Source organism: Desulfovibrio sp. SGI.102 (assembly GCF_050314315.1).
Classification (GTDB): domain Bacteria; phylum Desulfobacterota; class Desulfovibrionia; order Desulfovibrionales; family Desulfovibrionaceae; genus Desulfovibrio.
The window spans coordinates 1-26,758 of sequence record NZ_JBNPNC010000040.1; the positions used below are offsets into that span (position 1 = coordinate 1).

Consider the following 26,758-nt stretch of genomic DNA (forward strand, 5'->3'; position numbering starts at 1 on the left):
GCGGCAAAGGAAAAGTCCGTGGTGCCGGGGCAGATGTCCTCGGTCTGCATGCAGCGGATGATGCCGATCTTCTTCATGAGAGCCTCCTTGGTTTGCTTATCGGGCCTGGGGCGCCTCCTCATGGTCTTCGGGGATGACGTAGCCAAGCAGGTCGTCACGCACGATGGCGTCCAGTTCCGCCCGGTCATGGGCCGGGGTCTCGGTGAACAGGAAGCCGAAGTGGGAATAGCGGTCGTAGAAGCCGCGGCGCAGGTGCAGGACCTTGTGGAAGCGGGCGCAGAGGGCGTCGTAGTCGAAGCACCGCACCGGCGGGCAGGCGGCGGGCTTGTTGAGCACGATGAGGGTGTAGAGCTTGTCCTCGCGGCCGGGCAGGATGCTGTCCCAGTCCGGGCGCCGGTCGTCCAGATAGCAGCCGTAGGTGGGGAAGCCCCAGGCGAAGAGGCTGATGTCCGTGCAGCACCAGCCCGCGAAGCGCAGCGGGTTGAACTCGATGGGCACCATATGGCCGTCGGCGTCGCGGCGCAGTTCCACATGGACGGGGTAATCGCGCAGGCCCAGGCGCTCGTTGATCTGGTCGAACCACGCTTCCAGCGGCCCGGACATGCGGCGGATGATGTCCGCGCTGGTGTAATACAGGCGGTCGCTCACATCTTCGGAAGAGGCGAAGTCGTGCTGGAGGATGTTGCAGATGACGGCCTCGCCGCTGCTGTTGAAATAGACGTCCACGGCATATTCCGTGCCCTGGATGAGGGATTCCAGCAGCCAGACCTGGTTGTCCAGCACGGCGGCGGGATATTCCTTGCGCCAGCGCACGGCGCTGGCCGCGATGTCGTCACGGGCGGCGCGCCACTGCTGGGCGTTCTCGATGCTGTAGACGCCCAGGCTGAAGAAGCCCACCGCAGGCTTGAGCACGCAGGGACCGGGCAGGCTTTCGAAATGGGTCTCCATGACGTCCCGCAGGGTCAGCTCGCGGAAATGGAAATCGGGGAAGAGCGGGGCCAGACGCTGGCGGAACAGCAGCTTGTTCTTGAGCAGTTCGGTGGCGCGCACCAGCCCGGCATTGCCCGAACGGCTGTAGAGCCAGTCCAGGGCGTTTTCCGAATTGCTGTACAGGCGCTGCCCCTGGCAGCACAGACGGCCGAAGTCGCGGCTGGAGACAAGGTCGAGGTGCAGCCCGTAATCCAGCCCGGCCTGCCGGGCAGCGGGCGTATCCAGGACAGGTTCCTGCCGGTCGGCGGCAAAGGTGGCCAGCTCCGGCGAGACATACGGATCTTCCAGAATGATCATGGGGCCCCTCGTGCAGCATGGCTGCGTAAAAAGCGCAGGGCCGGGATGTTTCCTGACCCTGCGCGATGTGGTGGCTGGAGAAGCACCCGGAACCCCTCCCCGCGAGGACGGCTCCGGCAGTGGCGGGAAATGTCTCACGATGGCACGGGCTTTCCCGCGGAGCCGGGCACCATCATTTTAAGATCGTGTGCAGGGGGAGAGCCTCCCCCTGCGTTCGTTTTTGTTAATCCAGCACGCGGAAGTACACGGCAGGCTGGCGCAGCATGCCGGTGTCCAGGGTGCGCTGCAGGGCGGTGCTCATGGCTTCTTCGGTGGTCTCATGGGTCATGAAGACCAGCGGCACGCCCTTGCCTTCGTCGGTACGCTGGATGACCTGGGCCATGCTCACGCCCTGGTCGGCCATGCAGCCGGCCAGATCGCGCAGCACGCCGGGCTCGTCCTCGACCATGACGCGCACATAGTAGCGCGAACGCCATTCCGCGGGCGGCACGATGCTGGCGCGGGGCAGGTCGTCACAGGCGTAGCCGGTGTTGTGCGGGTTCTCGTCACGGGCCACGGCCATGAGGTCGGCCAGCACGGCACCGGCGGTGGGCAGGTCGCCCGCGCCGCGGCCGTGGAAGAAGAGCGAGCCGCAGGCATTGCCGCTGACGCGAACGGCGTTGTACACGCCGCCCACGCGGGCCAGCAGCACCGTATAGGGCACCAGGGCCGGAAACACGCCCGCCTCCAGCCGCACCTTGTCGTCGGGCTGGCCGGGCTCGCGGCGTTCGCGCACCTGGGCGATGAGCTTGATGCGGTAGCCGAACTCGCGGGCCAGGGCGATGTCCAGGCTGGACATGCCGCGGATGCCGCGCACGGGCATGGCCGTATAGGGATAATTGACCCCGTAGGCCAGGCGGATGAGCAGGGTCAGCTTGTGGGCCGCATCGTGACCGTCGATGTCCAGGGTGGGATCGGCTTCGGCATAGCCCAGCTGCTGGGCCTGTTTGAGGGCCACATCGAAGTCCAGACCGTTGGAGGTCATCTCGGACAGGATGTAGTTGCTGGTGCCGTTGAGGATGCCCATCAGGGACGAGATGCGGTTACCGGCCAGGCTGGTGCGCAGGGCCTCCACCACGGGGACGGCGCCGGCAACACTGGCCTCGTAGCGCAGGATGCGGCCCTTGCCGGCGGCTTTCTGGAACAGGGCGAGCCCTTCCTCGGCCAGCAGGGCCTTGTTGGCGGTGACGATGTGCTTGCCGGCGTCCAGGGCGCGGTCGATGATGGTACGCGGGGCGTCGATGCCGCCCATGAGCTCCACCAGCACGTCGATCTCGGGATCGTTGATCAGCTCGTCAGGGTTGGTGGTCAGGTCGGCTCCGGGAGGCAGGGGCACGGTGCGCGCCTTCTGGGCATTGCGCACCAGCACCTTCTTGACCTGGATGTCCCGGCCCGTACGCTGACGGATGATGCCGGCGTTCTCTTCCAGCAGGCGGGCAAGACCGCCGCCCACGGTGCCGAACCCGGCCAGACCCACTACCAGAGGCTTGTTGCTGTCGGCCATAGTGTCCCCTAATCGCTGGAGCCGCCGAGCAGGCGGCGGATGTTGCGCACGGCCTGACGGGTGCGGTGATCGTTCTCGATGAGGGCGAAGCGCACGTACTCGTCACCGTAGGCGCCAAAGCCCAGGCCCGGAGAGACGGCCACCTGCGCTTCGGTGAGCAGCAGCTTGGAGAATTCCACGGAACCCATCTTGCGGAACTCTTCGGGGATGCGGGCCCAGACGAACATGGTCGCCTTGGGCGCGGGCACTTCCCAGCCGATGCGGTTGAGGCCGTCGATGAGCCAGTCTCGGCGCTGGCGGTAGATGTCGCAGATCTTGGTGACTTCTTCGTCGCCGCTGCGCATGCCCACGGTGGCCGCGATCTGGATGGGCTGGAAGATGCCGTAGTCCAGGTAGCTCTTGATGCGGCTCAGGGCGTGGATGAGCTTGGGGTTGCCCAGGCAGAAGCCCACGCGCCAGCCGGGCATGGAGTAGCTCTTGGACATGGTGTAGAATTCCACGCCCACGTCCTTGGCGCCCTTGGCCTGCAGGAAGCTGGGGGCCTTGTAGCCGTCGAAGACCAGGTCGGCATAGGCCAGGTCATGGATGACCCAGATGTTGTTCTCCTTGGCGAATTCCACGACCTTTTCAAAGAAGGCCAGGTCGGTCACTTCCGTGGTGGGGTTGTGGGGATAGCACAGGAAAAGCAGCTTGGGACGGGGCCAGGCCTGCTTGGTGGCGGCGGTCAGGTCCTCGAAAAAGTCACGGCCGGGCCCGATGGGCACGCTGCGCACGTCGGCGCCGGCGATGATGGGCGCATACTTGTGGATGGGATAGGTGGGGTCGGGAGCCAGCACCACGTCGCCGGGCGAGAGCATGGCCAGCGAAAGGTGGGCGAGACCTTCCTTGGAACCCATGGTCACGATGGCTTCGGTGTTGGGATCGAGGTCCACATCATAGAGGCGCTTGTAGCGTTCGCACACGGCGTCGCGCAGATGGGGGATGCCGCGGGAGAGCGAATAGCGATGGTTCACCGGCTTCTGTGCGGCTTCCACCAGCTTGTCCACGATGTGCGGCGGGGTGGGAATGTCGGGATTTCCCATGCTGAAGTCAACGATATCGATATTCTGGCGACGCAGCTTCATTTTAAGGTCGCCTACCACCGCGAAAACGTAGGGGGGCAGGCGCTGGATGCGCGAGAACTCTTCCATGGGGACGCTTCTCCTGCTGAAGTTCAAAAACTTCAGCCAGATTAGCCAGTGCGTTCGGCATTTGTAAAGCACTTTGCCAAGATAAGGGCTTTGCGCTACCGTGGTCGGTATTGGACAGGCTACGCCATCTCACGGACCCTTTATCGCCCTTCAACCATCGAGGACCGCATGGAACACCATATCCGTTTCGACGCTGACGCCATGACCCTGTATCTGCTGGACCAGCGCGCCCTGCCCGGGCGCGAGGACTACCTGCCCATCCGCACCCTGGACGAGACCATCCGGGCCCTGCAGGTGATGGTGGTGCGCGGCGCTCCGGCCATCGGCGTCACGGCCGGTTTCGGCTGCGTGCTGGCCCTTGAGGAACTGCGCCGCAGCCTGCCTGCCGGTGCCGACTGGCGCACGGCCTATGACCAGGCCCTGGTGCGTCTGGAGGCGGCCCGGCCCACGGCCGTGAACCTGCGCTGGGGCGTGGAGCGCATGCGGGCCCTGTGGCGGGCCCATGCCGGTCTGGAGATGGAGGCCCTCATCCCCGTCCTGCTGGCCGAGGCCGAGACCATGCGCCGCGAGGACGTGGAGATCTGCCGCGAGATCGGCCGCCACGGGGCGTCCTGCATCAACGACGGCGACACCGTGCTCACCCACTGCAATGCCGGGGCCCTGGCCACGGCCGGTTACGGCACGGCCCTGGGCGTCATCCGCGGCGCCCTGGAAGCGGGCAAGAAGGTGCGGGTCATCGCCGACGAGACGCGCCCCTTCCTGCAGGGTGCGCGCCTGACCGCCTGGGAACTGCAGCAGGACGGCATCGACGTGCGCGTGGCCTGCGACAATGCCTGCGCCCTGCTGATGCAGAAGGGCCTGGTGCAGTGCGTGGTGGTGGGGGCCGACCGCATCGCGGCCAACGGCGACGCCGCCAACAAGATCGGCACTTTCGGCGTGGCCCTGCTGGCCAAGCATTTCGGCATCCCCTTCTATGTGGCGGCGCCCCTGTCCACCATCGACCCGCGCACGCCCGACGGCGCGCACATCCCCATCGAGGAGCGCCCCGACCGGGAAGTGACCCATGTGGGCGAGACCCGCATCGTCCCCGAAGGGGTGCCGGTCTTCAATTTTGCCTTCGACGTGACGCCCGCTGACTGCATCACGGGCATCATCACGGAAAAGGGCGTCCTGCGCGCGCCCTACGGCCCGGCCATCGCCGCGGCCCTCAAAGCCTGAGCCTGCACGGACGGCACCATGCCGTCCGTTTTTTCTTCCCCTGTCCGGAAAGGAGTGCCCATGAAAGAACTTACCTTGCTGGCCGACAGCAGAGCGCCGCTGGCCTTCCATCTGGAGACGTCCGCCGCCGTGGCCCACTGGAACCTGCGGGACGTGCCCGGCGACCACATCTCGCTGCCTGCCCTGTGCGATGCCCGGCTGACGGAGATCCGGCGCGAGCACGCCGTATGGGCCTGCCGGACGGGCCTCAGGCCCGTGGAGGGGGCGCTGCTGCACGAGCATTTCCAGGCCGGGGAAAAGCTATCCATGTGGTGGTGTTCGCTGCTCTACGAGCGCCATCCCAAGATGACGCCCCTGCTTTACGAGATCTACAAGCTGCGTACCCTGGAGCATCTGCTGGACGAGGGCGGCTTCACGGCCCTGCGTCTGGTGGGCGGCGACGACCGGCTGTGCGAGACCCTGCTGGCGCTCTGCCAGGCCACGGGGCGGCAGTTCGCGGACTATCACGATCCCAAGTGCCGTGACGGACGCGACCGCAGCCGGCTGCGCCGCATCTATGAGGCTTGCCCCTCCCTGCTGCGCGCGGCCGGGCGCTTCCTCCACTGGTGGTTCCGGGTGCGCCTGCCCCTCCGGCCCAGGGGCGGGGCCCTGCCCACCCTGCCGCCCGCGCATGTGACCACGGGCACCATCGCCACCTATTTCCCCAATGTGGACATGGAAGCCGTGGCAGCGGGCCGCTTCCGCTCCCGTTACTGGGAGGGCCTGCACGACGCCCTGTGCGCGGCGGCGGCCAGGACGCCCGTGCGCTGGCTGTTCATCCGCTTCCCGTCGCCGCAGATGGATCTGGCCGGCTGCATCAGGATGCGGGATCGTCTGCGGGCCGCACGGCAGGACGGCGTGAGCTTCCACTATCTGGAGGAATTCCTCACGACCGCCGACCTGCGGGCCGCCTGGAAGCGCTATCTGCGTCTGGCCTGGACCAGCCGCCGTCTGGAGGCCTCCATGCGCGAGCTTTGCCGTTTCGAGGGCTCCCGCCTGAACTTTTGGGCCTATATGGCCGAGGACTGGGCCGAGACCTTCCGGGGCTGGCGCTGTCTGGAGCGCTGCCTGCAACAGCGCGGCATCGACAATTACGTGAAGGCCGCCGGGCCCCAGCGCTGGTTCACCTTCCCGCTGGAGAACTGCCCTTGGGAACGCATGCTGACCCATGCCGCCCACACCACGCCCGGCGCGGGCGGGCCCGTGTACGGGGCGCAGCATTCCACCATCCGGCCCACGGACTTCCGCTATTTCGACGATCCGGTCACCTTCACGGACAGCGCCTGCGCGCCCTTCCAGCCCGACCGCATCTGCGCCAACGGGCAGGGGGCCCTGCGGCAGTGGCAGGCCGCCGGTGTGCCGCAGGAGCGTCTGGAGCTGGTGGAGGCCCTGCGCTACATGTATCTCGTCGATGCCCGCAAGTCCGCCGTGCCGCCGCAGGAAGGGCAGACGCACCACCGCCTGCTGGTGGTGACCGGCTTTTTTGCCGACGAGACCGCCGACCATGTGCGTCTGCTGGCCCGGGCCGTGCACGCGGGCCTGCTGGACGGCTGGGAGATCGTGGTCAAGCCGCATCCCTATCTTTCCGTGGAGGCCGACCTGCGTCACGAGCTGGGGGCCCAGGCCGGGCGCCTGCGTTTTGCCGACGGCCCCATCGCCACCCATCTGGTGCCCGGTACCGTGGTCTGGTCGTCCGCTTCCACCACCGTGGTCTTGGAAGCGGCCCTCAAAAAGCTGCCCGTCATGGTCATGCTGCCCTCGGACGGCTTCGACCTGTGCCCCTTGCAGGACGTCCCCGGCCTGCTGCGTACCGGCAGCCTGGACGATGTGAAGCGGGCCCTGGCCCAGGCCGCGCCGCCCGCCCTGCCGGACGACTATCTGGAATTGCAGCCCGAGCTGCCCCGCTGGCGGGCCTTGCTGGAATTGTAACGAAGGCGGACGGGCCTTGGTCCCACGGGTTTCCCGGGCGCTGTCCGCGCCGTGGAGGCCGCCCGGTGCCTGATGGAGGCGCAGGGCGGCTTTTTCTTTCCGGGGCCTGCCATACGGCCCGATCGTTTCCCGAAGGCCCGGCAGGGAGAGATGGGGCTTTCTGTGACCGGGAGCATGGCACGCGGACGGACGGCTCCGGAGCGTGCGGGATGCCTGCGTCCCTCGCAGCCATCCCGCGGGGCTTGAAAAAACAGGCTCCGCTGGGTAGCGTCAAAAGAGCGGCTGCCCCGGGAAAGGGCGTCGCAGAGCAGGCCCCGCAGGGGGCGTGCGGGAGGATGTCATAGTGTTCAGCGAACGGGTCAGGAATTACGGCTCGCGCGGCAAGGGCGTGAGCGCACGTGACAACCATATCATCAAGGGCATGAAGGCCCTGCACCTGCTGGCGGCCCTGGCCTGGGCGGGCGGCGCCTTTTCCATGCAAGCCCTCGGTTTCCTCAAACTGGGCATGGACGATCCGGCGACCGTGAAGCTGGTGGAATACTGCCGCTATATCGTGGATTCCTGGGTGGTCATGCCCGGGCTCATCGGCTGTGTGCTCACCGGCCTGTTCTATTCCATCTTCACCTCGCTGGGCTTTTTCAAATTCGCCTGGGTCACCTTCAAGTGGATCATCAGTTTCTGCGCCGGTTTTTGGGGCACCTTCTTCTGGCTGCCCGTGGGTGACCGCTGCATCGAGTGGCTCACGCCCATGGGGCTGGACTGGCCCTTGCGCTTCGTGCGCTCCTGTATCCTGCCGGAAGAACTCTGGGCCAGCCTGGTCCAGGTAGCCATCATCTTCGCCATGGCCCTGATCTCCATCTACCGCCCGCTGACCTGGAAGATGTACGGCGATCCCATCGTGCCGCCCACGTCGTAGAAGAAAGATTCTCGAAGGAGCCCCCTTGCCCGGCGCAAGAAAGGGGGCTTTCCCTTCCGACTTCCATCTTTCCCCAGTCGCTCCGGCAGGCTGGAAACGAGGGGACGGGAAACAGCTGATAAAAGAACAAGGGACGCTCCCGTACAGGGAGCGTCCCTTTTGTTTATGGGCTTTAGCCTGTTGAGCGCCTGACAGGCGCGAAACAGGCTAAAGCCCATAAAAAAAGACGGCGGGAACGTATGATGCGTTCCCGCCGTCTCCACATATCGTGCGACAACAGACGGGGCATGCCCTGCATGCCTCGCCTCATATCAGGTCCCGAAGGACGTTCCCGGGGACGCACGCCCAGACCTGCACGCCTGACGTGCAGCGGACATGACGGCCATGCCGTCCTGCGGTAACCGGGAAACAGCGCGGCAACGCCCGCCGCCAGCTTTAGTACCGGTCCGGCGTGCGTTCCGTGAAAGCGCTATTCGTCGTCCCAGGAAGAAGTATCGTCCACCAGCGTATAGCCGCGGACCTGGATGTAGTTGACCTCGTCCACCTGCTCCAGCAGGCCGGTCACTTCCACCAGGGCGCTCACCTCGTCGGCCAGATCGGCACCGGCGCCACGAGGGATGATGCGATATTCCACATCGTCCTGCACCACAGCCACACTGGCCTGCCGCGCATCGGCGGCACGGGGCACAGAACAGACATAGCCTTTCACGGTAATGGGATTGCTCATGCCTAGGTAATCCTTTCTCACAAAGCTGGGAAATGTCCCTTCTCCCCTTGTATCCGCTTTCCCGGCCTGCCGCAAGCCTTTGCGCGCTTTTCAGGCAGCACCCTGCGGGCCTAGAAACCGTATTTTTTCAGCAGTTCGTACCAGTGCCCGCGGGAGACACCGGCCATGCGTGCGGCGGCCCGGGCATCGTCGCCGCACAGCGCCCGTACCCGGGCCACATAGTGCCGCTCCGCCTCATGCCGCCAGCTGCGCAACGAAGGAAAGGCCCGCCCCGTTTCCGGCATGGGAGGCAGATCGGGCACGCTACAGGCCCCGGCTTCGGCCAGCGGGGGACAGACCTCCCTGCCGCCGGGCACGTTGCCCGCCACGCGTCCCTGCCCGGCCCGGCTGCGGGCCACGGCCACGCGCAGGCCGGTGGCGAGGTGCGCGGGCAACAGCAGGGACGCATGTTCCGCCGCCAGACAGGCCCGCTCCAGCGCATGGAACAGCTCGCGCACATTGCCCGGCCAGTCGTATTCGGCCAGCATCTCCAGCAGCAGGGGGGAAAGCTCCTTCTCCTCCATGCCGTTGCGGCGGCAGCAGCGGATGACCGCCTGCCGTGCCAGCAGGGGGATCTCGTCCCGGCGCCGGCGCAGGGGCGGGATCACGATGGTCATGCCCTGCAGGCGGTAAAGCAGATCCTTGCGAAAGCGCCCGTCCTCACTCATGGCCTCCAGATCCTGATTGGTGGCCGCCACCAGGCGAAAATCGCTCTCCACCTCGCGCACCTCTCCCACAGGACGGAAACGGCGCAGCTCCAGCGCCCGCAAAAAAGCCCCCTGTATGCCCTGCGGCAGGTCGCCCACCTCGTCCAGGAAGAGCGTGCCCTGATGCGCCGCCCGCAACAGGCCCTCGCTGGCCCGCTCCGCGCCGGTGAAGGCCCCCCGGGCATGGCCGAACAGATGGCTCTCCACCAGCGTTTCCGGCAGGGAGGCGCAGTCCACGGCCACGAAAGGCCGCGAGGCCCGATGGCTGTTGCGGTACAGGGTGCGGGCGAACAGCTCCTTGCCCACGCCGGTCTCGCCCAGCAGCAGGACGTTGACGTCGCTGTGCGCCGCCTGTTCCAGCTGGGCCAGCGCCGCCTGCATGGCCGGGCCGCTCCCCGCCACCTGACCCGGCTCCAGTTCCAGGCCCCGGCGCGAGCGCCGCCTGTCCCGGGCCTCCAGCACATGGCTCAGGGTCTCTTCCACATCGCACACCCGCACCGGCTTCATGAGAAAATCCCAGACACCGCCGCGCAGGGCTTTTTCCGCCGCATCGCCGTCGCCGTGGCCCGTAATGACCACGATGTCCGGCGCGTCGGGCAGGGCCGCCAGCTCCTGCTGCGCATCCAGACCGTTGCCGTCGGGCAGGAGCATGTCCAGAAGGATGACGTCCACGCCCGCGGCCGCCAGACGCCGTCCCTCGGCCAAGGTGGCCGCGCACAGGGCCTCGTGCCCCAGACGGCGGCAGGCCACCTCCACCATGGTGCGCATCAGGTTCTCGTCATCCACTACCAGCACACGGGCCATCCTTGCCTCCCTGCCCGGGCCTGCGGTCCCGGAGCTTCCCCTGTGGCCATCCCCGGGCGCGGCGTAGGGGCGCGCCTGCTGCCCGGTATATCGTTCCCTTTTTCCTGCGCTCTCCGGCTGATGCCGGATACAAAAGCTTTTCGGCCTTCGTCGTCCTTCCTGCGGCGTTCCCGGCACCAGAGCCCCGTCAACCCGGCGGACGGCCGGGCAGCTATCCGCCTGCCACGGCTGCCGTCCATCCGCCCGCATACGGGGCACGGCGGCATGATCCGCCGCGAAGACGGGGCATCAGCCGTTGTCCCGCCGCAGGGCTTCTTCGGCACGCGCCAGAGCCCCGGCACAGGCCGCCGCCAAAGATCCCAGCCCCGCCGCGTTCTCCGGCGTGTCCGCCAGCACCTGCCGGGCCGCCTGCTCCAGAGCCGCCGCCCTGAGACGAAGCTCCTCAAAACAGAGCGTGGCCGCGGAATTCTTCAGGGCATGTGCCGCCCGGCGCAGGGCCTCCGCCGTCCGGGCCGCCGGGGCCGCGGGATCGGCGGCCAGTTTTCGGCCGGCTTCCAGAGTTGCCTCCAGACGCGGCAAATCGTCCCGCAAGGCCGTGACCAGGGTATACAGCAGCTCCTCGTCCTGATCCGCGGCCGCCAGTGCGGCCGCCCTGTCCCAGATGACGGGGGCCTCGGCCTCCGCACCACAGGGCGTCGGCCCTGCCTGACCGTCGCCGGGACAGCCACGGGGCACGTCCCGCAATGCGGCCAGCAGCATGGCCGGGGGTACCGGCTTGTCCAGCAGGGCCCGTACGCCCAGCGACCGGAAGCGCGCCTCCTCGCCGGGGGCCAGACCGGCGGAATGGACGATCACCGCCTGCTGCCGGGACGCGGCACTCTGTCCGGCACGGATGCGCTCCAGCACGGTCAGGCCGTCCATGCGCGGCATACCGGCATCCAGCAGGATGACGTCCCACGCTGCGGCGGCCAGCATGTCCAGGACCTGTTCCCCGTCCGCGGCAAGGCCCACGGTGCAGCCCTGCTCCCGCAAGCGCACTTCGAGCAGATAACGGCCCGCGGCGTCATCCTCGGCCACCAGCACGCGCAGGCCCTGCAAGGGGCCCCCAGGGGCCGGAGCCGCAATGCCCTCTTCCACCGGACACGGGGTCCCGGACTTGGGGCCGGGACCGCCCTCCACGATCTCCAGACGCACTTCCAGCGTGAACGTGCAGCCCTGTCCGGGACAGGAACGCACCTGCACGTCCCCGCCCATGCGGCGGGCGATGGTGCGTACGATGTTCAGCCCCAGACCGGTGCCCGGCTTGCCGCCGGCGGCACTGCCCCGGCAAAAACTTTCAAAGACCGTCCTTTCCTCGCCGGGCTCCAGCCCGGGCCCGCTGTCCCGGACGTCCAGCCGCAGCAGGAACACGCCGGAAGCCAGGCGTTCTCCGCCTACCTCCACGTCTACGCGGCCCCATTCCGTGAATTTGACGGCATTGCTCACCAGATTGCCCAGGGCCTGCCGCAGGCGGAAACCGTCGCCACGAACCTGCCGGGGCAGATGCGGCGCCAGATGCAGCAACAGCTCCAGCCCCTTGCCCTCCGCCGCCGGTCTGTACAGATCAGCGCAGGCCCGCAGGCAGGCGGGCAGGTCGAAGGTCCGGCAGCGCAAACGCACGTCCCCCTGTTCCAGAGAAGCATGGTCGGTGATGTCGTCCACCATCTCCAGAAGGGCCCCGCAGGCCCGGCGCAGATAGGCCAGGGCCGTATGCCGCTGCTCCGTCCCGCAGTCCTGACGGTCGAGCAGATCGCTCATGCCCAGCATGGCCGCCAGCGGGGTACGCATGTCGTGACTGAGACGCCCCATGAAGGCGCTCTTGAGGCGGCTCTTCTCCTCGGCCTGCAAACGCCGCAAGGTCAGGTTGCTGGTGATGCCGCCCACGGCCAGCACCCCGGTCAGGGCCAGCAGACCGTACAGCAGGCCCAGCTCCCGCTGCTTCCGCTCCAGATCCCGCACATAGGCGGCGGCATCCATGCTGATGCTGATACCGCCCAGCATGTCCCCGTCCTTGTGGCCCTGGTGGCAGCGCAGACAGCTTTCCTGTGCGGCCAGTGTCCTGAGCAGGCGCAGACGACCCTGCGGCAGGCAGTCCTCCCCGCTGAAGAAGACCTGCCCGCCCTGCGTGGCCGTGGCCAGTATCCGCCGTTCCCAGTCATCGGCCCGGTTGCCCGGCCGCAGGGGGGCCTGGCCCACGATGGCCAGACGGAAGCCGGGCTCGGTGAGGCGTTCGGCCATCTGGCGGCTCATGTAGGCGGGATTCATGAGCACCAGCGTCCGCCCGTCGGCGGTCTGCAGGGTCCTGTCCTTTTCCGGCAGCCAGGGATTGGGCTCGCCGTAGGCGCTCAGGGGCACATAGACGCCCCCGTGGCCCGCGTTCCAGTCACGGGCATCCATGAGCTGGTGGGCCGTGGCCGCCAGGCGGGTATGGCAGAGCTCCAGCAGGTGGGCCTGCTCGCCCTGCACGGCATGGCGGTACAGGCAAAAGGTCAGGACCAGCCAGGCGGCACTGGCCAGCACGGGCAACAGCCAGCGCCGCCAGTGTCCGGGCCCGCCGGACGGCGGTACGCGCTCGGGGTCGGACATGGTTCCTCCGTCGGCCCGTTCGGACACGCCGGGCTGTCCCGACGGCGGAAGCAGGGCCGGAGTTGTCATATTTTTCTGAAAATCTGTCTTTTTTTCCTGAAAATCACAAGGCCCCGCCGAGAACAGAAACTCTTCGATCCAATAATAGCCTGATAAAACGAGGAAAAATGTGAACGTGCTCACAGCGGCCAAACTGGCACGCCCCTTGCTCTTTTTGGAACAAACGCCGGAGGGGACCGGCGTCATGCTCAGATCGTCATCCCTGCCCCTTGGTGCGGGACAGGAGGCGATATCAACGAAGGAGGCTCTTTATGGGTACACCCCGCACAGGACCCTGGCTCAAAGTCTTTCTGGGTGGTCTGGCGGCGGGCGCGGCACTGCTGGCCGTGATGGCTTTTGCCATGGTCTCGACGGACCAGCGTCCGTTCTGCGCCAGCTGCCACATCATGCAGGAGGCCGCCGTGACGCACAAGCTGTCCACGCATGCCAAGCTCGCCTGCAACGAATGCCACGCCCCGCACAACCTGCTGGCCAAGCTGCCGTTCAAGGCACAGGAAGGGCTGCGCGACTTCATGGGCAACGTGTCCGGCAAGGACATCCCCCGCCCGCTCAGCGCGCGCACCCGCGACGTGGTCAACGAAAATTGCAAGGCCTGCCACTTTGCCACCAACAGCGAAGTGGCCAGCATGGATGCCAAGCCCTATTGCGTGGACTGCCACCGCAATATGGCCCACATGCGCCACAAGCCCATCAGCACAAGGACGGTTGCTTATGACTAATCGACTCTTCGGCCTCACCCTTGCGGCCGCGGCCCTGCTGGCGCTGCCCCTGCTGGGCGGCTGCCAGGACGTGGACACCGAACTGAAGGCCCCGGAATACAAGACCGGCCTGCCCGCGGGCGAGACCCGCATCTCGGCCTACAAGGAGGCCTTCCCGCATCAGTACGCCTCGTACCAGAAAAACAACGAGACGTCCGTCATGACCGAGTACAAGGGCTCGGTGCCGTTCCACAAGAACGACGACGTGAATCCCCTGCCCAAGGGCTACAAGCACGCCCAGCCCTACCTGAAGAACCTCTGGCTGGGCTATCCCTTCATGTACGAATACAACGAGGCCCGCGGCCACACCTATGCCGTCAAGGACTTCGTCAACATCGACCGCATCAACCGCTACGGGGAAAAGGGCGGTCTGCCCGCCACCTGCTGGAACTGCAAGACCCCCAAGATGATGGAATGGATCGGCAAGTACGGTGACGCCTTCTGGACCAAGGACGTGAACACCTTCCGCGGCAAGGACGCCATCAGCGAGATGGACGAGACCATCGGCTGCAGCAACTGCCACGATCCGGCCACCATGGAGCTGCGCCCCTACTCCGAACCGCTCAAGGACTGGCTGAAGCGTTCCGGCAAGGACTGGGACAAGCTCTCCCGCAACGAGAAGCGCACCCTGGTCTGTGCCCAGTGCCATGTGGAATACTACTTCACCCACAAGGACAACGGGCCCGCGGGCCGTCCCGTCTTCCCCTGGGACAAGGGCTTCGGCCCCGGCGACATGTATGAATACTACAAGAGCCACGGGCCCAAGCAGGCCGACGGCAGCAGCGGGCCCTTCACCGACTGGGTGCATGCGGCCTCCAAGGTGCCCATGATCAAGATGCAGCATCCCGAGTACGAGACCTTCATCGACGGCACCCACGGCGCCGCCGGCGTCTCCTGCGCGGACTGCCACATGCCCTACCAGCGCGTGGACGGCAAGAAGGTCTCCAGCCACTGGATGACCTCGCCGCTCAAGGACCCCGAGCTGCGCGCCTGCCGCCAGTGCCATGCCGACAAGACCGCCGACTACCTGCGCGGCCGCGTGCTCTACACCCAGGAAAAGACCTTCAGGCAGCTGCTCAAGGCCCAGGAAGAATCCGTGCGCGCCCACGAGGCCGTGCGCCTGGCCAACGCGGTGCCCGCCGAACAGCGCGCCGCCAATTATGACAGCCTGATGGCCGAGGCCCGCGAGATGGTTCGCAAGGGCCAGCTCTACTGGGACTATGTGTCCGCCGAGAACAGCGTGGGCTTCCATAACCCCGCCAAGGCCCTGGACACCCTCATGAGCTCCATGGAGTTCAGCCACAAGGCCGTGGCCCTGGCCGAACAGGCCACCGGCTACAGCATCAGCCCCGCCCTGGCCGGGGACATCAAGCAGATCGTGCCGCCCATCCTGAACATGAGCCGCAAGCTGCAGCAGGATGCCGATTTCCTGAAGCAGCATCCCTGGACGCAGCTCCTGCCCGTGCTGCCCAAGGCCGAACAGGTGTGGGACGGTCAGGAACTGAGCGCCCGCTAGGGCCTCGACAGCCCTGAAACGGGATCGGCGGCCCTGCCGGTCCCGCCTCGTCCTGAGGAAAACAGCAGCGCGGGCACGGCCCACGGGCCGTCACCGGGCCGCATCGGGGAGGGGATTCCCCTCCCCCTCCCCGACCTTTCCCGCAACGGCCCGGTCCCGCCCGGCCATGCCTCATCCTCCACCCCCGGGGCCCCGCAAGGGGCCCCCTTTTTTTAGGCCCCTGCCACAGCAGCCGCACGGCGGCTCCGGCGGCGTGGAAACTTTGACGCCCGCCCTCTTTCATGCGAAAAGGATGACAGATTTTTGTCTGTTCCTATGAGCTGGCATACTGTTCTTTTAAACGACATCTATCTGTTTTTGCTTGATATTTATAAAAACACCCTAAGGTGAGTCTTTTTGGCCCGGTATTTGCTTTGCATCTGGAAAACAGTTTTTCCGACGGCATCTCCACGCCGTGACTTTCAAACTTTCAGGCAGAGCGGATCATGAGAACCTATCGCCGTCTTTTTCAGATATTTTTCCTGGCCCTGATCCTGGGCAGCGCATCGGGCTGTGCCATGTTCCAGCCGGACGATCCCGGCTACAACAATCCCCAGCGGGCCCAGAACATCGTACGCACGGCCTCCAGCCAGGAAGGCAAGCAATATCGCATGGGCGGGGCCTCTCCCTCCCGCGGTTTCGACTGCTCGGGCCTCATCTGGTGGGCCTACCGCCAGAACGGCCTCAAGGTCCCGCGTGTGACCGTGGATCAGGCGCGGGCCGGATATGCCGTGCCCAAGAGCTCGCCCCGGCCCGGCGACATCATGGTCTTCAGGACCAGCAGCGGCCCCCGCGGCCTGCATACCGGCATCTATGCCGGTAACAATACCTTCATTCACAGCCCCAGCCGCGGCAAGACCGTACGCCGGGAAAACATGCAGCCCTACTGGGGCAACAGGCTCATCGCGGTACGCCGCATCGTCATCTGATCCCTTTGCAGGAAAGAACGAAAAAAGCGCGGGCGACCGCGCTTTTTTTGTGCCTTTTTTCCAGACATCCGGTCCGACAGGCCGCCCTTTCCCACAGACCGGCCTTTTTCCTCTGCGGGCGCAGGGGCTGGCATCTTGCCATCAGGAGTTTTTTGACGTAGCGTTGCAGTGAGATTTCCACTTTTTATTCCAGCTAATCTTGACGGGCGTTTCGCCACGCCCGGCCTTCACATAAAGGGCAGCCTCCGGGCTGTCCTTTGCCTTGTCCGCCCCCTCGCATCGGCGGTCTCTTCCTTTCCTGCCGGACCATCCCGCACACCTGACGGACGTCAGCGGCACGCGCTGTCCTTTTCAACAAGAACGGACCTTCGGACCGTCCCGATAGTCCCCCTGCTTTCCGGACGGATGCCCGCCCCCGGACAGCCCGGCCAAAAAACTCCACCGCGCAACGGGCACTGCCATCCTTCCCGCGCCTCCGTCCCGGCAGGCCCATCCCGTCTTCGGCCCGGCCCGAAGCCATAAAAAAAGACCGGCATACGGGGCATCCCGCAGCCGGTCTTCGTACGGTCACGATCAGATGTTAGCGTGCCGCTTCCAGAGCGATGTCCACGGCCGCTTCGAACAGGGGTTCGGACAGTGCGCCCCGCACCATCAGGCCGTTGACCAGGAAGCAGGGCGTGCCGTCGATCTTCAGCTTTTTGGCATCGTCCAGATCCTGGGCGATGATCCGGGCCGTCTTGTCGCTGGCGGCGTCCTTTTTCAGGCGGTCCTTGTCCAGGCCCAGCTTGTCGCAGACCTCGTCCACGAACTTCTGGCCTTCCAGCAGCAGGCGGTCGCGGTCGGCGTACATGGCGTCATAGAACTTCCAGGCCTTGCTCTCGCTCTGCGCGGCCACGGCCACGAAGTAGCGGGCGGCCAGCATGCCGGGGCCCTGCTCGTCCAGCGGCATGTGCTTGTAGACCAGGCTGACGTTCTTGCCGTACTTCTTCATGATCTCGTCCAGCACATGGGTGGCCTGCTGGCAATAGTGGCAGGTGAAGTCCGAAAAGGCCACGATGCGCACCGGCGCCGCCGCATTGCCCTTGACCGGGCGGCCCGACAGCGAGATCTGCTTTTGGGGCGTGTTTTTCACTTCCTTGTGCCACTGGGCTTCCAGGGCGGCCTTGCGGCGCGCATTGGCGCCCGCCTGGGCGATGTCCAGCACGTCTTCGCTGTGGGAGCGCAGCACGTCCAGGACGATCTCGGGATGTTCGCGCAGCAGATCCTCCAGCATCTGCTTCAGGTTGGCGTCGGTGACGGTGGCGGCACGGGCGGGAGTCGTATCCATGACGGGGGCCAGGCCCACCGCCAGCAAAAGGATACCGCCCAGCACCAGAGGACGGAACAGTTTCTTCATGCAAATATCCTATCGCGCCATGTCGCTTTCCGGCCCTTCAAGCCGGCTCTGCATGGCGGCATCTTCGATTTTGAACAGGAGTTCATCAAAATCGACAGGTTTCATCAGGTAGCCGAAAGCGCCTTCGCTCATGGCCTGCACGGCAAGCTGCATGTCCGCATGGCCGGAAAGCAGGATCACCTGGGCGGTGGGCCACTGCTCCACGATGATCTTGAGGGCGGCGATGCCGTCCATATTGGGCATCTTCACATCCATGACGACGATGGGAAAAGGCTGTTCGCGCATGGCTTCCACGGCCTGCAGGCCGTCCGCCGCCGTGTCACACTGGTAGCCGCGCCGTACAAGACGCTTGGCCAGCAGGGCCGTCACTTCCTTTTCGTCATCCACCAGAAGAATGCGCGTATCAGCCATGGAACCAACTCCTTGTTGCAATGCGGCGCTGATTTTAGCCAGAAACGGAATCCGGGGCAAGAACCCCTGCCCCGGGCGATGGCGGGGACCGCGATGCCGCCGGACATACCGGCATTTTTTTGTCACGGACGGTTCACGTCTTCCCATTTGCCGGGCTTTTCTTTATTTTGTTCCGCAGATGGCGGCCCCGGCAGAGGGGCCTCACTTTTTTGTTTGTTTCCCGTGAAACAGCTCCCCCTGTTTCCCGTGAAACACAGCCCGGAGGACAGCATGGCGCGCATCATTTCCATAGCCAACCAAAAAGGCGGCGTCGGCAAGACGACCACCGCCATCAACCTTTCCGCCGCACTGGCCGTCATGGAAAAGCGCGTGCTGCTGGTGGACTGTGACCCCCAGGCCAACAGCACCAGCGGTATCGGTATCGCCCAGGAAGACCTGCATCACGACCTCTACTCCACCTTCTATACGCCGGAGAACATCCACGAGAGCATCAGCAGCACCCGCACGCCCTTCCTCGACGTGCTGCCCGCCAGCACCAACCTGGTGGCCGTGGAACTGGAACTGGTGGACAAGATGGCCCGCGAGTTCTACCTGCGCGACTGCCTCGAACCGCTGGGCACGGAGTACGATTACATCATCATCGACTGCCCGCCGTCCCTGGGCCTGCTGACCCTCAACTCCCTCTGCGCCTCGCAGGAACTGCTCATCCCCCTGCAGTGCGAGTTTTTCGCCCTGGAAGGTATCGTCAAACTGCTGCAGACCTTCGAGCTGGTCAAAAAACGCCTCAATCCCAAACTGAACCTGCTGGGCGTGGTGCTGACCATGTACGATGCCCGCAACCGCCTGACCCGCGAAGTGCGCGACGAAGTGCAGCGCTGCTTCCCCGACCACCTCTTCGGGACGGTCATCCCGCGCAACGTGCGCCTTTCCGAAGCGCCCAGCCACGGCAAGTCCATCATCCATTACGACATCAAGTCCAAGGGCGCCGACGCCTACCTCAACCTTGCCAAGGAAGTGGCCCTGCGCGATCCCGCCCGCATGCCGCAGCCGCGCTAAAAAAACACATGACGGCCGGTCCTTCCTGAAAAGCCGGAAAGCCCCGCCGTCATGCCCGAGAGGCGGGCATAAAAAAAGCCGGGCAAAGCCCGGCAAAAAACAGCGGCAACGGGAAACACCGCCGGCAAAACTAGTCAGGATTGTACGGCGTGCATTCCACGGCCATGTGGTCGCGGAAGTGCTTCTGGCGCACCGTGGACTGGCAGCTCTTGCAACGGAAGACCAGCAGGCCGCCCAGATTGGCCGTGGTCAGATGGAACGGATGCGCGGGGTCGTTGCGCCAGTCGGCGGTATGGGCGCCGCAATGCGGACAGGTGACCTCGGGGCTGTACGGATAACGGAAATCCCAGAACTGGAGCAGGCGCTCGAAATCAGCCACGGGCTCGTCGTTCAGGTGTTCCAGGGGGGGCTCCATGGCCTTCAGGGCCTTGACGACGGCCGCCTCGCAATGCGACCACAGGGCGGCAGAAAGCTGCACCCCTTCCAGATTTCCCTGACGGTCGGTCAGGTACAGAAGATGCTTGTTGGACATGGTTTCCTCTGGTCAAAAGTTTTGGGGCAATCACTGTCGTAAAAAGTGCCGCCAGCACGGCATGATGTCAAGGAGAGAGCATGAGTAGCAAAGGTCTCGGCCGCGGCCTGGACGCCCTGTTGCGCCGTACGGATATGGGCGCCGCCCGGCAGGAAAAGAACGATACGCCGGAAAAAGAGACGGGCACGGAACACAGCCCCACCCTGCTGCCCCTGTCCCATCTGCATGCCAATCCCAGCCAGCCCCGCCAGACCTTCGACGCCGAATCCCTGGCCGAACTGGCGGCCTCCATCCGTGAACAGGGCATCATCCAGCCCCTGCTGGTGCGCCCCCTGGCCGACAGGCCCGGCCACTACCAGATCGTGGCCGGTGAACGCCGCTGGCGGGCCGCCCGTCAGGCGGGCCTCGGGCAGGTGCCCGTGCACGTGCGCGAGATGAGCGATGCCGAAGTCATGGCCGCCGCCCTTATCGAGAACCTGCAGCGCGAAGACCTCAATCCCATGGAAGAGGCCCAGGCCCTGCAGCAGCTGCGCGAGACCCTCAGGCTGACGCAGGAGGCCCTGGCCGCCCGTCTGGGCAAGAGCCGCCCGGCCATCGCCAATGCCCTGCGCCTGCTCCAGCTCTCGCCCGCCGCGCAGGCCGACCTCCATCACGGCCGCCTCAGCGCCGGTCATGCCCGCTGCCTGCTGGCCCTGGGCAATGACGAGCGCGCCCTGGCCGCCGCCGAAGTGCTGCGCAGCCATATCATCAGCGAGTCCCTGAGTGTGCGCCAGGCCGAAGAGGCCGTGGCCCTCTGGCGCGAGGAACAGCGCCTGCCCTGGACCGCCGCCAGTGAAGCCGCCCCGCAGCGGCCCGCCCCCTGCAAGCGCAAAAAGCTGCCCCAGATCGCCGCGCTGCAAAAAAGCCTCTGCGCCGCCCTGCCCTGCAAGGCCCGCGTCAGCGGCGATATGGAAAGCGGCCGCATCACCCTGCGCTACACCAGCCCCCAGGAGCTGGAAGCCCTGCTGAACCGCCTGCACTGCCACATCCCTGAAGACGAGCCCGCCGGGGAAGCCATCGCGGCCCCGGTGGATGCCAAGACCCCCCGGCAGTAGCCGGGAGGCAAAGAAAGATAATGGCGAGAGGGGAAGGGGCGTTTTTTGTAAAAACTGCCCCTTCCCCTCTCGCGCTCTCCCCATCCCTGAAAAAAACTTTCTTCCGGTCTGGCCGGAGGGTCCCCGCCGTTGTCTGAAAGACGGTGATCCCCTCCCTGTAAAAATGGTCAGGAACTCTTCCCACCAGAATGACAAAAAACAACAGGGGGCACGGTGTATCCGGTCAGGATACACCGTGCCCCCTCAAGCATCTTCTCCCCTACCCACGCCGCCGCAGGCGCGCGGCGAACATGCCTTCCAGCCAGGGGTGGTCGTGGGGCGTCTGCCATTGCACAAGGCGCTCCAGGCCGCTGTCTTCCGCCAGCAGCCAGTCCACGGCCTGCTCGTTCTCCAGCGGATGCAGGGTACAGGTGATGTAGGCCAGCTCGGCGCCGGGCTCCAGACGTGCGGCCAGAGCCTTGAGGATGGCCCGCTGCAGGTCGGCGTGCTCGGCAAGGGCCGTCCGGGGACGACGCCGCAGATCGGGACGGCGGGCCAGCACGCCCAGGCCGCTGCACGGCACATCGGCGATGATGCCGCCCTGCCAGCGGGCGACGGGCGGCCGGGAGGCATCGGCCAGGGCCAGATGCGGCAACGCCAGGCCCAGACGGCGGCAATGGCCCGGCACCTGCCGCAAACGGGAGAAGCTGCGGTCCGTGCACAGGCGCACGTCACCCCCCTGCTCCAGCAATTGCACGCTCTTGCCGCCGTAACCGGCACAGGCATCCCAGACGGGCCAGCCACGGCCCAGCCAGTCTTCCAGCCCCAGCGCGGCCATCACTTCCTGCGAGGCCGCCGCCTGCTGCGAAAGGGCCCCCTGCTCCAGCAAACGGGCAAGCGCCTCGCCCTGTACGGCGGCAGGCGTCTGCCCGGGCGCGAAGGCCACGCCCCAGCGCCCCACGGCCTGCGGCGCGGGACCGTCCGCCGGGACACAGGCCAGCAAGGCCTGTTTCAGGGCCGCAGCCTGGGGACGCGAGGCATTGACGCGCAGCGCCTGCCAGGGGCGCGCCCCGGAACGGGCCAGCAGGGCCCGGCAAGCCTCGTCACCGTAGGCCTGTTGCCACAGGGCCACCAGCCAGCGCGGCACGGCATGGAAGCGGGCCAGCCGCAGTTCTGCTTCCGGCAGGGCAAGGCTGCGCAACTTGCGGGCCGCGGCCGCATCCTCGGCAAAAAACGTTTCTTCATCCGCAGGTCCGGCATAGAAATCCGGCGTCCGGACGGAATCGCCCAAGCGCTGCACGGAACGCAGGCTGCCGTTGACCACCTTGGCCAGCCCCGGCCCGTAGAGCTGCCGGGCCAGATCCACGGCCGTATGCAGGACGGCATGGGCAGGCAGACGATCCAGGAACAGCAGGCCGTAGGCCGCCACGGCCAGCAACCGCCGCAACGGCAGGGGCAGCTTGAGCGGCTGCCGCAGCACCTTGCCCAGCACGAAGGCCAGACGGTTCTCCATGCGCAGGGTACCGTAAGCCAGCTCCGCCGCCAGATGCCGGTCACGCTCGGCCAGACCGCCTTCCTGCCGCCGGGCCGTGTCTTCCAGCACCTGCTGCAGGGCCGCCTGGATGGTGCAGCCCGCACTGAAGGCGCTGTCCAGCAGACACAGGGCCCGCAGGGCCAGGGCCGGGGCCGCGGGCGGGAGCTGCCGCAGACGGCGGCTTTCCGTAAAATGGCCGTTGCCTTCAGCGGCAAAGGCCTGACCGGCCGTGTCCCGGCCTGCTTTCCTTTTTGTTCCTATCATAGGTATCACTTTGAAATAAAATGATTATTTTTAGCGTTATCTCCGGTCTCCGCGCTGTCCTCAAGCCCGAGGAACAGGCGCACGGCCCCCTCCACGGCCGCAAGGGACACCAGCGTGTCCAGACAGGGGCCGCAGGGACGCTGGTTGAGGATGCCGAAGACCGGCAAGGGGTAGCTGTCCTGGATGCCGGAGGTGAGGTCCCGTTCGCAGGCCACGGCGATGATCATGCGGGGCCGCGTCTGGACCACGATGCGCCGGGCGATGGTCCCGCCGGTGGCCAGCGCCAGATGGAAACCGTAACGGTCCCGCAGCTGCAGCAGACCGCCCACGGGGCATTGTCCGCAACGGCGGCACAGGTCCACATTATGATTGAGCCGGTGCGGGCAGGCACTGCGCTGGATGCAGTGCGGCAGCAGCAGGAGCAGCCGCTCCGGCCGCACGCGCGGGCGGTCGGCCAGCACCAGTTCGTTGTTGACCTTGATGAAGGAATGTCGCACCCGCTTGCGCTCCATGCGCACCACCTTGGCCAGCAGCTCCATGAGCGGGAAGAACAGGCGGATGGTCACATGGCGCACGCTGCTCACCCCGGGGAGATAGCGCCCCGTGTAGACATGCCAGACCAGCGTGCCGCACATCCAGATCAGGGCCAGGATGCCTGCCCCGCCCACCAGCATGCACAGCAGCGGCAGCCAGGTGAGGGTCTGGCCATAGTCCGACCAGGGCAGGATGAGAAAGAAGGCCAGAGCCAGACAGGCCACGCAGCAGGAGGCCAGCATCAGGCCGATGAAGATGCGCTTGCGCCCGCCGCCGTACTGACTGGCGGGCAGGGAATAGGGAGACTTTCGTAGCATAGGACTCCAGTGAAGGCCAAAAACGGCCACACGGCCGAAATGGCCCACAGATGCCCTGTACGGCATTTTTGGCTATCAGCCATGCCGGGCATCAAAAAAAGAAAAAAAAGCGCTCATATGGCCCGCCATGACAAGGGCCTTCAGGACACACCGGACGGACTTGCCGTCATGGTCACAGCGCTGCCATCCTACACCAAAGCCCGCCGGGACAACAGATGCCCCTTGCCTCCCCTCCCGGCAGGAAGACTGCCGGAGCCTGCCCCCTCCTTTTCACCACAGCCATCGTACCTGTCCCCCTGGAGCTGGAACTCTCCCCTTTGTGAGCAGGCACGACGGATGCGCCCTTTCCGGCTCATGCCTGCAGAGGGTGCGGGACACTTCCCGGCCCGGTGTAGGACTCTCCACCGGAAAAGGCCGCCCTGCTGCGCCCCCCTGCCCGTCCGCATGGACACGATGGCTTCGGGACGCGGACGGCAGGAATGCGGCAGGCGGACAGGCGCCGGAACCTGGCCTGCCCCTCCCCGTATCCGCCCTCCTCTTGACAGACGGCCCGCAATAATGTCCCCTGCCCTGAAAGGAGGACGTATGAGACAATGCATGGATGCGGAGAACCTGCACCGCCGGATGAAGAAGCTCATGGGCCAGTTGCAGGCCATCGACCAGATGATCGACAAGGACGTGCCTTGCGAGGATATCCTCATCCAGATCAACGCGGTCAAGGGCGCCCTGCACCGGGTGGGCCAGATCGTGCTGGAAGGCCATTTGCAGCACTGCGTGCGCGACGGCATCGAACACGGGGATGCCGACGCCACCATCGCGGCCTTTGCCAAGGCCGTGGAACATTTTTCCCGTCGCAGCTAGCCGGGCCTGCCCGGCTTTTTTTTTGTCCCCTGCTTGACTACCTATACCCCTATAGGTATCTTGAGGGCCGATCCAATACATTTCCACCCCGCCTGTCCCCGCGCACATCCGCCGCAGAGTCTTCCGCACATGCCGGACCTGTGGATTGCCCATGACGCCCCGGACAGACAAGGAGGCCCCATGCTGGCAGACGTCAAGGAATGGCTCAGGGAAGAACCCCGGCAGGCACTGGCCCTGGGTATCTCGGCAGTGGCCCTGCTGCTGAGTTTTCTGGAAGTTGTCCCCGGTCCTGTGGATCCGGCCTGGCTGGCCGTGCTGCTGTGCGGCGTGCCCATCATCAAGGAAGGCGCCGAAGGCCTGTTCACGCGCTTCGACATCAAGGCCGACGTGCTGGTCTCGCTGGCCCTGCTGGCGTCCGTCATCATCGGCGAGATCTTCGCCGCCGGTGAGGTGGCCTTCATCATGCAGCTGGGCGCCCTGCTGGAGGAACGCACCGTGGCCAAGGCCCGGGCGGGCATCGAGCGGCTGGTGCATCTGACCCCGCGCACGGCCCGGCGCCTGGACGGCACGGCCGAGAGCATCATCCCCGCCGAAGAGGTACGCGTGGACGACCTGCTGCGCGTGCTGCCCGGCGAGACCATCCCCGTGGACGGCATCATCGTCAGCGGCCAGACGGCCATCGACCAGTCGGTCATGACCGGCGAGTCCCTGCCCGTGGACAAGGGCCCCGGCGATACGGTGTCCAGCGGCACGGTGAACCAGTTCGGGGCCTTCGACATGCGCGCCGTCAAGGTGGGCGAGGACAGCTCCCTGCAGCGCATGATCCGCCTGGTGCAGTCCGCCGACGCGGGCAAGGCCCGTATCGTGAGCCTGGCCGACCGCTGGGCCACCTGGATCGTGGTCACGGCCCTGACCGCCGCTGCGGGCACCTGGATCGTGACCGGCGAAGTGCTGCGCGCCGTGACCATCCTGGTGGTCTTCTGTCCCTGCGCCCTGGTGCTGGCCACGCCCACGGCCATCATGGCCGCCATCGGCAATGCCACCCGCCACGGCGTCCTGGTCAAGGAAGGGGACGCGCTGGAGCGTCTGGCCCGCGTCAGGGTCGTGGCCTTCGACAAGACCGGCACCCTTACCCGGGGCACTCCCGGCGTGGCCCATGTGCACAGCGCCCTGCCCGAACTCGCGCCGCAGCAGCTGCACCTCCTGACCGCCGCCGCGGAGCGGCGCTCCGAACACCCGCTGGGCAAGGCCATCGTGCGGGACGCGGGCACGCGGGACATCCCCGAAGCCGAAGATTTCCGCATGCTGCCCGGGCGCGGTGTCTCCGCCCGTGTGGACGGCCATGCGCTGCTGGCGGGCAACCCTGCCCTGTTGCAGGATAACGGCATCGCCCTGTCCCCCACGGACAAGGAAGAAGCACAGCGCGCCCTGGATGCGGGCCAGAGTCTCGTCTATGTGGCCTTGGACGGCCATTTTGCCGGTTTCATCGCCCTGGCCGACAGCCTGCGCAACACGGCTGCCGCCACCCTGCAGGGCCTGCGGGACGCGGGCGTGTCCACCATGCTGCTGACCGGCGACAACGAGGCTGCCGCCCGCAGCGTCAGCGGGGGCCTGGCCCTGGACGGCGTGCGCGCCAACTGCCTGCCCGCCGACAAGCTGGAGTGGATCGCGGACAGCCAGCGTCAGGAGCGGCCCGTCTGCATGATCGGTGACGGCATCAATGACGCGCCCGCCCTGAAAAAGGCCTTCGTGGGCGTGGCCATGGGCGGCATCGGCAGCGACATCGCCGTGGACGCCGCCGACATGGCCCTGGTGCATGACGACATCAAGGAACTGCCGCACATCTTCGCCCTGTCCCGGCGCATGATGCGCACCATCACCCTCAATCTGTCCTTCTCCATGATCCTCAATTTCGCGGCCATCTTCCTGGCCATGGGCGGCCTGCTCTCGCCGGTGCTGGGCGCTCTCGTCCACAACGCCGGTTCGGTGCTGGTCATCATCAATTCGGCACTGCTCCTGAACTGGCGCCACAAGGAGGCCGGAAGGTAGGACCGGCACTGTTTTTCAGGGGGAAGGGGAACCCCTCATCTCTGCTGCCGATGCCCGTAAAGCTCCTTCGTCGCTGACGGGCACGGCCCTTTGGGCCGCCATTCGGTCGCTGCTAACGCGAGAGGGGTTCCCCTTCCCCCTGCCCCCCATCCCTTCCTCAGCGCGTTTTATTCAGAAAAATATGCTCCAGGGGATGCCGTATCTCGCACTGACGATCCACTCCCCAAATCCAGAGACTGCCAAAACCAACAGTCACCCGCAGAAAAAACAGAAAGGCCGCTCCGTCAGGAGCGGCCTTTCCTCTCTCTTTTCGGTCCATGTGCGCTGTCACGGCCCGCCGGTCAACGACGGGGACGGGTGACGTCACCTGGATAACGTTTTTTCGGGGTTGGGGGCGTGGGGGAA

At 66.0% G+C, this 26,758-nt stretch carries 21 protein-coding genes; 10 read left to right on the top strand and 11 right to left on the bottom strand.

What is annotated here, in order from left to right:
* Window positions 1-96 precede the first annotated feature (96 nt).
* The 3 genes from ACQRCJ_RS09090 to ACQRCJ_RS09100 all read right to left on the bottom strand — a co-directional run bounded on the left by ACQRCJ_RS09090 (window position 97) and on the right by ACQRCJ_RS09100 (window position 4,020).
* Complete coding sequence (locus ACQRCJ_RS09090; RefSeq protein ID WP_427799665.1) at window positions 97-1,287, bottom strand: ATP-grasp domain-containing protein; 1,191 nt, start codon at window positions 1,285-1,287, stop codon at window positions 97-99.
* 223 nt (window positions 1,288-1,510) lie between these two features.
* Window positions 1,511-2,830: a homoserine dehydrogenase gene (locus tag ACQRCJ_RS09095; RefSeq protein ID WP_168936313.1), complete on the bottom strand. Its 1,320-nt coding sequence runs from the start codon at window positions 2,828-2,830 to the stop codon at window positions 1,511-1,513.
* Window positions 2,831-2,838: 8 nt separating this feature from the next.
* Window positions 2,839-4,020 (bottom strand): aminotransferase class I/II-fold pyridoxal phosphate-dependent enzyme, encoded by a 1,182-nt coding sequence (locus ACQRCJ_RS09100; protein ID WP_168936314.1) that lies wholly within the window; start codon window positions 4,018-4,020, stop codon window positions 2,839-2,841.
* 168 nt (window positions 4,021-4,188) lie between these two features.
* Between ACQRCJ_RS09100 and mtnA the strand changes: the two genes are divergently transcribed.
* From mtnA to ACQRCJ_RS09115, 3 genes are all read left to right on the top strand, one after another.
* Window positions 4,189-5,238 carry an S-methyl-5-thioribose-1-phosphate isomerase gene (mtnA, locus tag ACQRCJ_RS09105; RefSeq protein WP_303739971.1) on the top strand — a complete coding sequence of 350 codons (1,050 nt, stop codon included), beginning with the start codon at window positions 4,189-4,191 and terminating at the stop codon, window positions 5,236-5,238.
* A gap of 60 nt (window positions 5,239-5,298) precedes the next feature.
* Window positions 5,299-7,206, top strand: coding sequence for a TIGR04326 family surface carbohydrate biosynthesis protein (locus tag ACQRCJ_RS09110; protein WP_427799666.1), 1,908 nt, complete (start codon window positions 5,299-5,301; stop codon window positions 7,204-7,206).
* A gap of 343 nt (window positions 7,207-7,549) precedes the next feature.
* Window positions 7,550-8,122 carry a hypothetical protein gene (locus tag ACQRCJ_RS09115; RefSeq protein ID WP_303931583.1) on the top strand — a complete coding sequence of 191 codons (573 nt, stop codon included), beginning with the start codon at window positions 7,550-7,552 and terminating at the stop codon, window positions 8,120-8,122.
* Between the two features lie 469 nt (window positions 8,123-8,591).
* Here the strand turns inward: ACQRCJ_RS09115 and ACQRCJ_RS09120 are convergent, their stop codons facing one another.
* The 3 genes from ACQRCJ_RS09120 to ACQRCJ_RS09130 form a co-directional block, all read right to left on the bottom strand.
* Complete coding sequence (locus tag ACQRCJ_RS09120) at window positions 8,592-8,849, bottom strand: hypothetical protein (protein ID WP_289615909.1); 258 nt, start codon at window positions 8,847-8,849, stop codon at window positions 8,592-8,594.
* Between the two features lie 110 nt (window positions 8,850-8,959).
* On the bottom strand, window positions 8,960-10,399 hold the full coding sequence (locus ACQRCJ_RS09125) for a sigma-54-dependent transcriptional regulator (protein WP_303931944.1): 1,440 nt from the start codon (window positions 10,397-10,399) through the stop codon (window positions 8,960-8,962).
* 288 nt (window positions 10,400-10,687) lie between these two features.
* On the bottom strand, window positions 10,688-13,024 hold the full coding sequence (locus tag ACQRCJ_RS09130; protein WP_427799667.1) for an ATP-binding protein: 2,337 nt from the start codon (window positions 13,022-13,024) through the stop codon (window positions 10,688-10,690).
* Between the two features lie 311 nt (window positions 13,025-13,335).
* Here ACQRCJ_RS09130 and ACQRCJ_RS09135 point away from each other — a divergent pair, with 311 nt between their 5' ends.
* From ACQRCJ_RS09135 to ACQRCJ_RS09145, 3 genes are all read left to right on the top strand, one after another.
* Window positions 13,336-13,803, top strand: coding sequence for a NapC/NirT family cytochrome c (locus ACQRCJ_RS09135; RefSeq protein WP_006006938.1), 468 nt, complete (start codon window positions 13,336-13,338; stop codon window positions 13,801-13,803).
* Entirely contained in the window at window positions 13,796-15,358 is a 1,563-nt protein-coding gene (locus tag ACQRCJ_RS09140; RefSeq protein WP_168936185.1) for an ammonia-forming cytochrome c nitrite reductase subunit c552, read from the top strand. Before ACQRCJ_RS09135 ends, ACQRCJ_RS09140 begins: the two co-directional genes overlap by 8 nt.
* Before the next feature lie 485 nt (window positions 15,359-15,843).
* Window positions 15,844-16,326, top strand: coding sequence for a C40 family peptidase (locus ACQRCJ_RS09145; RefSeq protein WP_168936184.1), 483 nt, complete (start codon window positions 15,844-15,846; stop codon window positions 16,324-16,326).
* A 580-nt stretch (window positions 16,327-16,906) separates the two neighbouring features.
* Here ACQRCJ_RS09145 and ACQRCJ_RS09150 read toward each other — a convergent pair.
* Both ACQRCJ_RS09150 and ACQRCJ_RS09155 read right to left on the bottom strand, forming a co-directional pair.
* Window positions 16,907-17,722 (bottom strand): DsbA family protein, encoded by an 816-nt coding sequence (locus tag ACQRCJ_RS09150; protein ID WP_204626348.1) that lies wholly within the window; start codon window positions 17,720-17,722, stop codon window positions 16,907-16,909.
* Between the two features lie 9 nt (window positions 17,723-17,731).
* Window positions 17,732-18,133, bottom strand: a complete 402-nt coding sequence (locus tag ACQRCJ_RS09155; RefSeq protein WP_168936182.1) for a response regulator — start codon at window positions 18,131-18,133, stop codon at window positions 17,732-17,734.
* A 270-nt stretch (window positions 18,134-18,403) separates the two neighbouring features.
* Here ACQRCJ_RS09155 and ACQRCJ_RS09160 point away from each other — a divergent pair, with 270 nt between their 5' ends.
* Complete coding sequence (locus ACQRCJ_RS09160) at window positions 18,404-19,189, top strand: ParA family protein (protein WP_300705563.1); 786 nt, start codon at window positions 18,404-18,406, stop codon at window positions 19,187-19,189.
* 130 nt (window positions 19,190-19,319) lie between these two features.
* Here ACQRCJ_RS09160 and ACQRCJ_RS09165 read toward each other — a convergent pair whose 3' ends face one another.
* A complete protein-coding gene (locus ACQRCJ_RS09165) occupies window positions 19,320-19,721 on the bottom strand; it encodes a hypothetical protein (protein ID WP_006006916.1) in 402 nt (133 codons plus the stop codon).
* Window positions 19,722-19,801: 80 nt separating this feature from the next.
* Here ACQRCJ_RS09165 and ACQRCJ_RS09170 point away from each other — a divergent pair, with 80 nt between their 5' ends.
* A complete protein-coding gene (locus ACQRCJ_RS09170; RefSeq protein WP_427799668.1) occupies window positions 19,802-20,815 on the top strand; it encodes a ParB/RepB/Spo0J family partition protein in 1,014 nt (337 codons plus the stop codon).
* A 259-nt stretch (window positions 20,816-21,074) separates the two neighbouring features.
* Here the strand turns inward: ACQRCJ_RS09170 and ACQRCJ_RS09175 are convergent, their stop codons facing one another.
* Window positions 21,075-22,592: a transcription antitermination factor NusB gene (locus tag ACQRCJ_RS09175; protein WP_427799669.1), complete on the bottom strand. Its 1,518-nt coding sequence runs from the start codon at window positions 22,590-22,592 to the stop codon at window positions 21,075-21,077.
* Between the two features lie 5 nt (window positions 22,593-22,597).
* On the bottom strand, window positions 22,598-23,443 hold the full coding sequence (locus ACQRCJ_RS09180) for a DUF116 domain-containing protein (protein ID WP_168936178.1): 846 nt from the start codon (window positions 23,441-23,443) through the stop codon (window positions 22,598-22,600).
* A gap of 585 nt (window positions 23,444-24,028) precedes the next feature.
* Between ACQRCJ_RS09180 and ACQRCJ_RS09185 the strand changes: the two genes are divergently transcribed.
* Window positions 24,029-24,304 (top strand): metal-sensing transcriptional repressor, encoded by a 276-nt coding sequence (locus ACQRCJ_RS09185; RefSeq protein ID WP_168936177.1) that lies wholly within the window; start codon window positions 24,029-24,031, stop codon window positions 24,302-24,304.
* 180 nt (window positions 24,305-24,484) lie between these two features.
* Window positions 24,485-26,353, top strand: coding sequence for a cation-translocating P-type ATPase (locus tag ACQRCJ_RS09190; RefSeq protein ID WP_320861524.1), 1,869 nt, complete (start codon window positions 24,485-24,487; stop codon window positions 26,351-26,353).
* The last annotated feature ends 405 nt before the right edge of the window (window positions 26,354-26,758 follow it).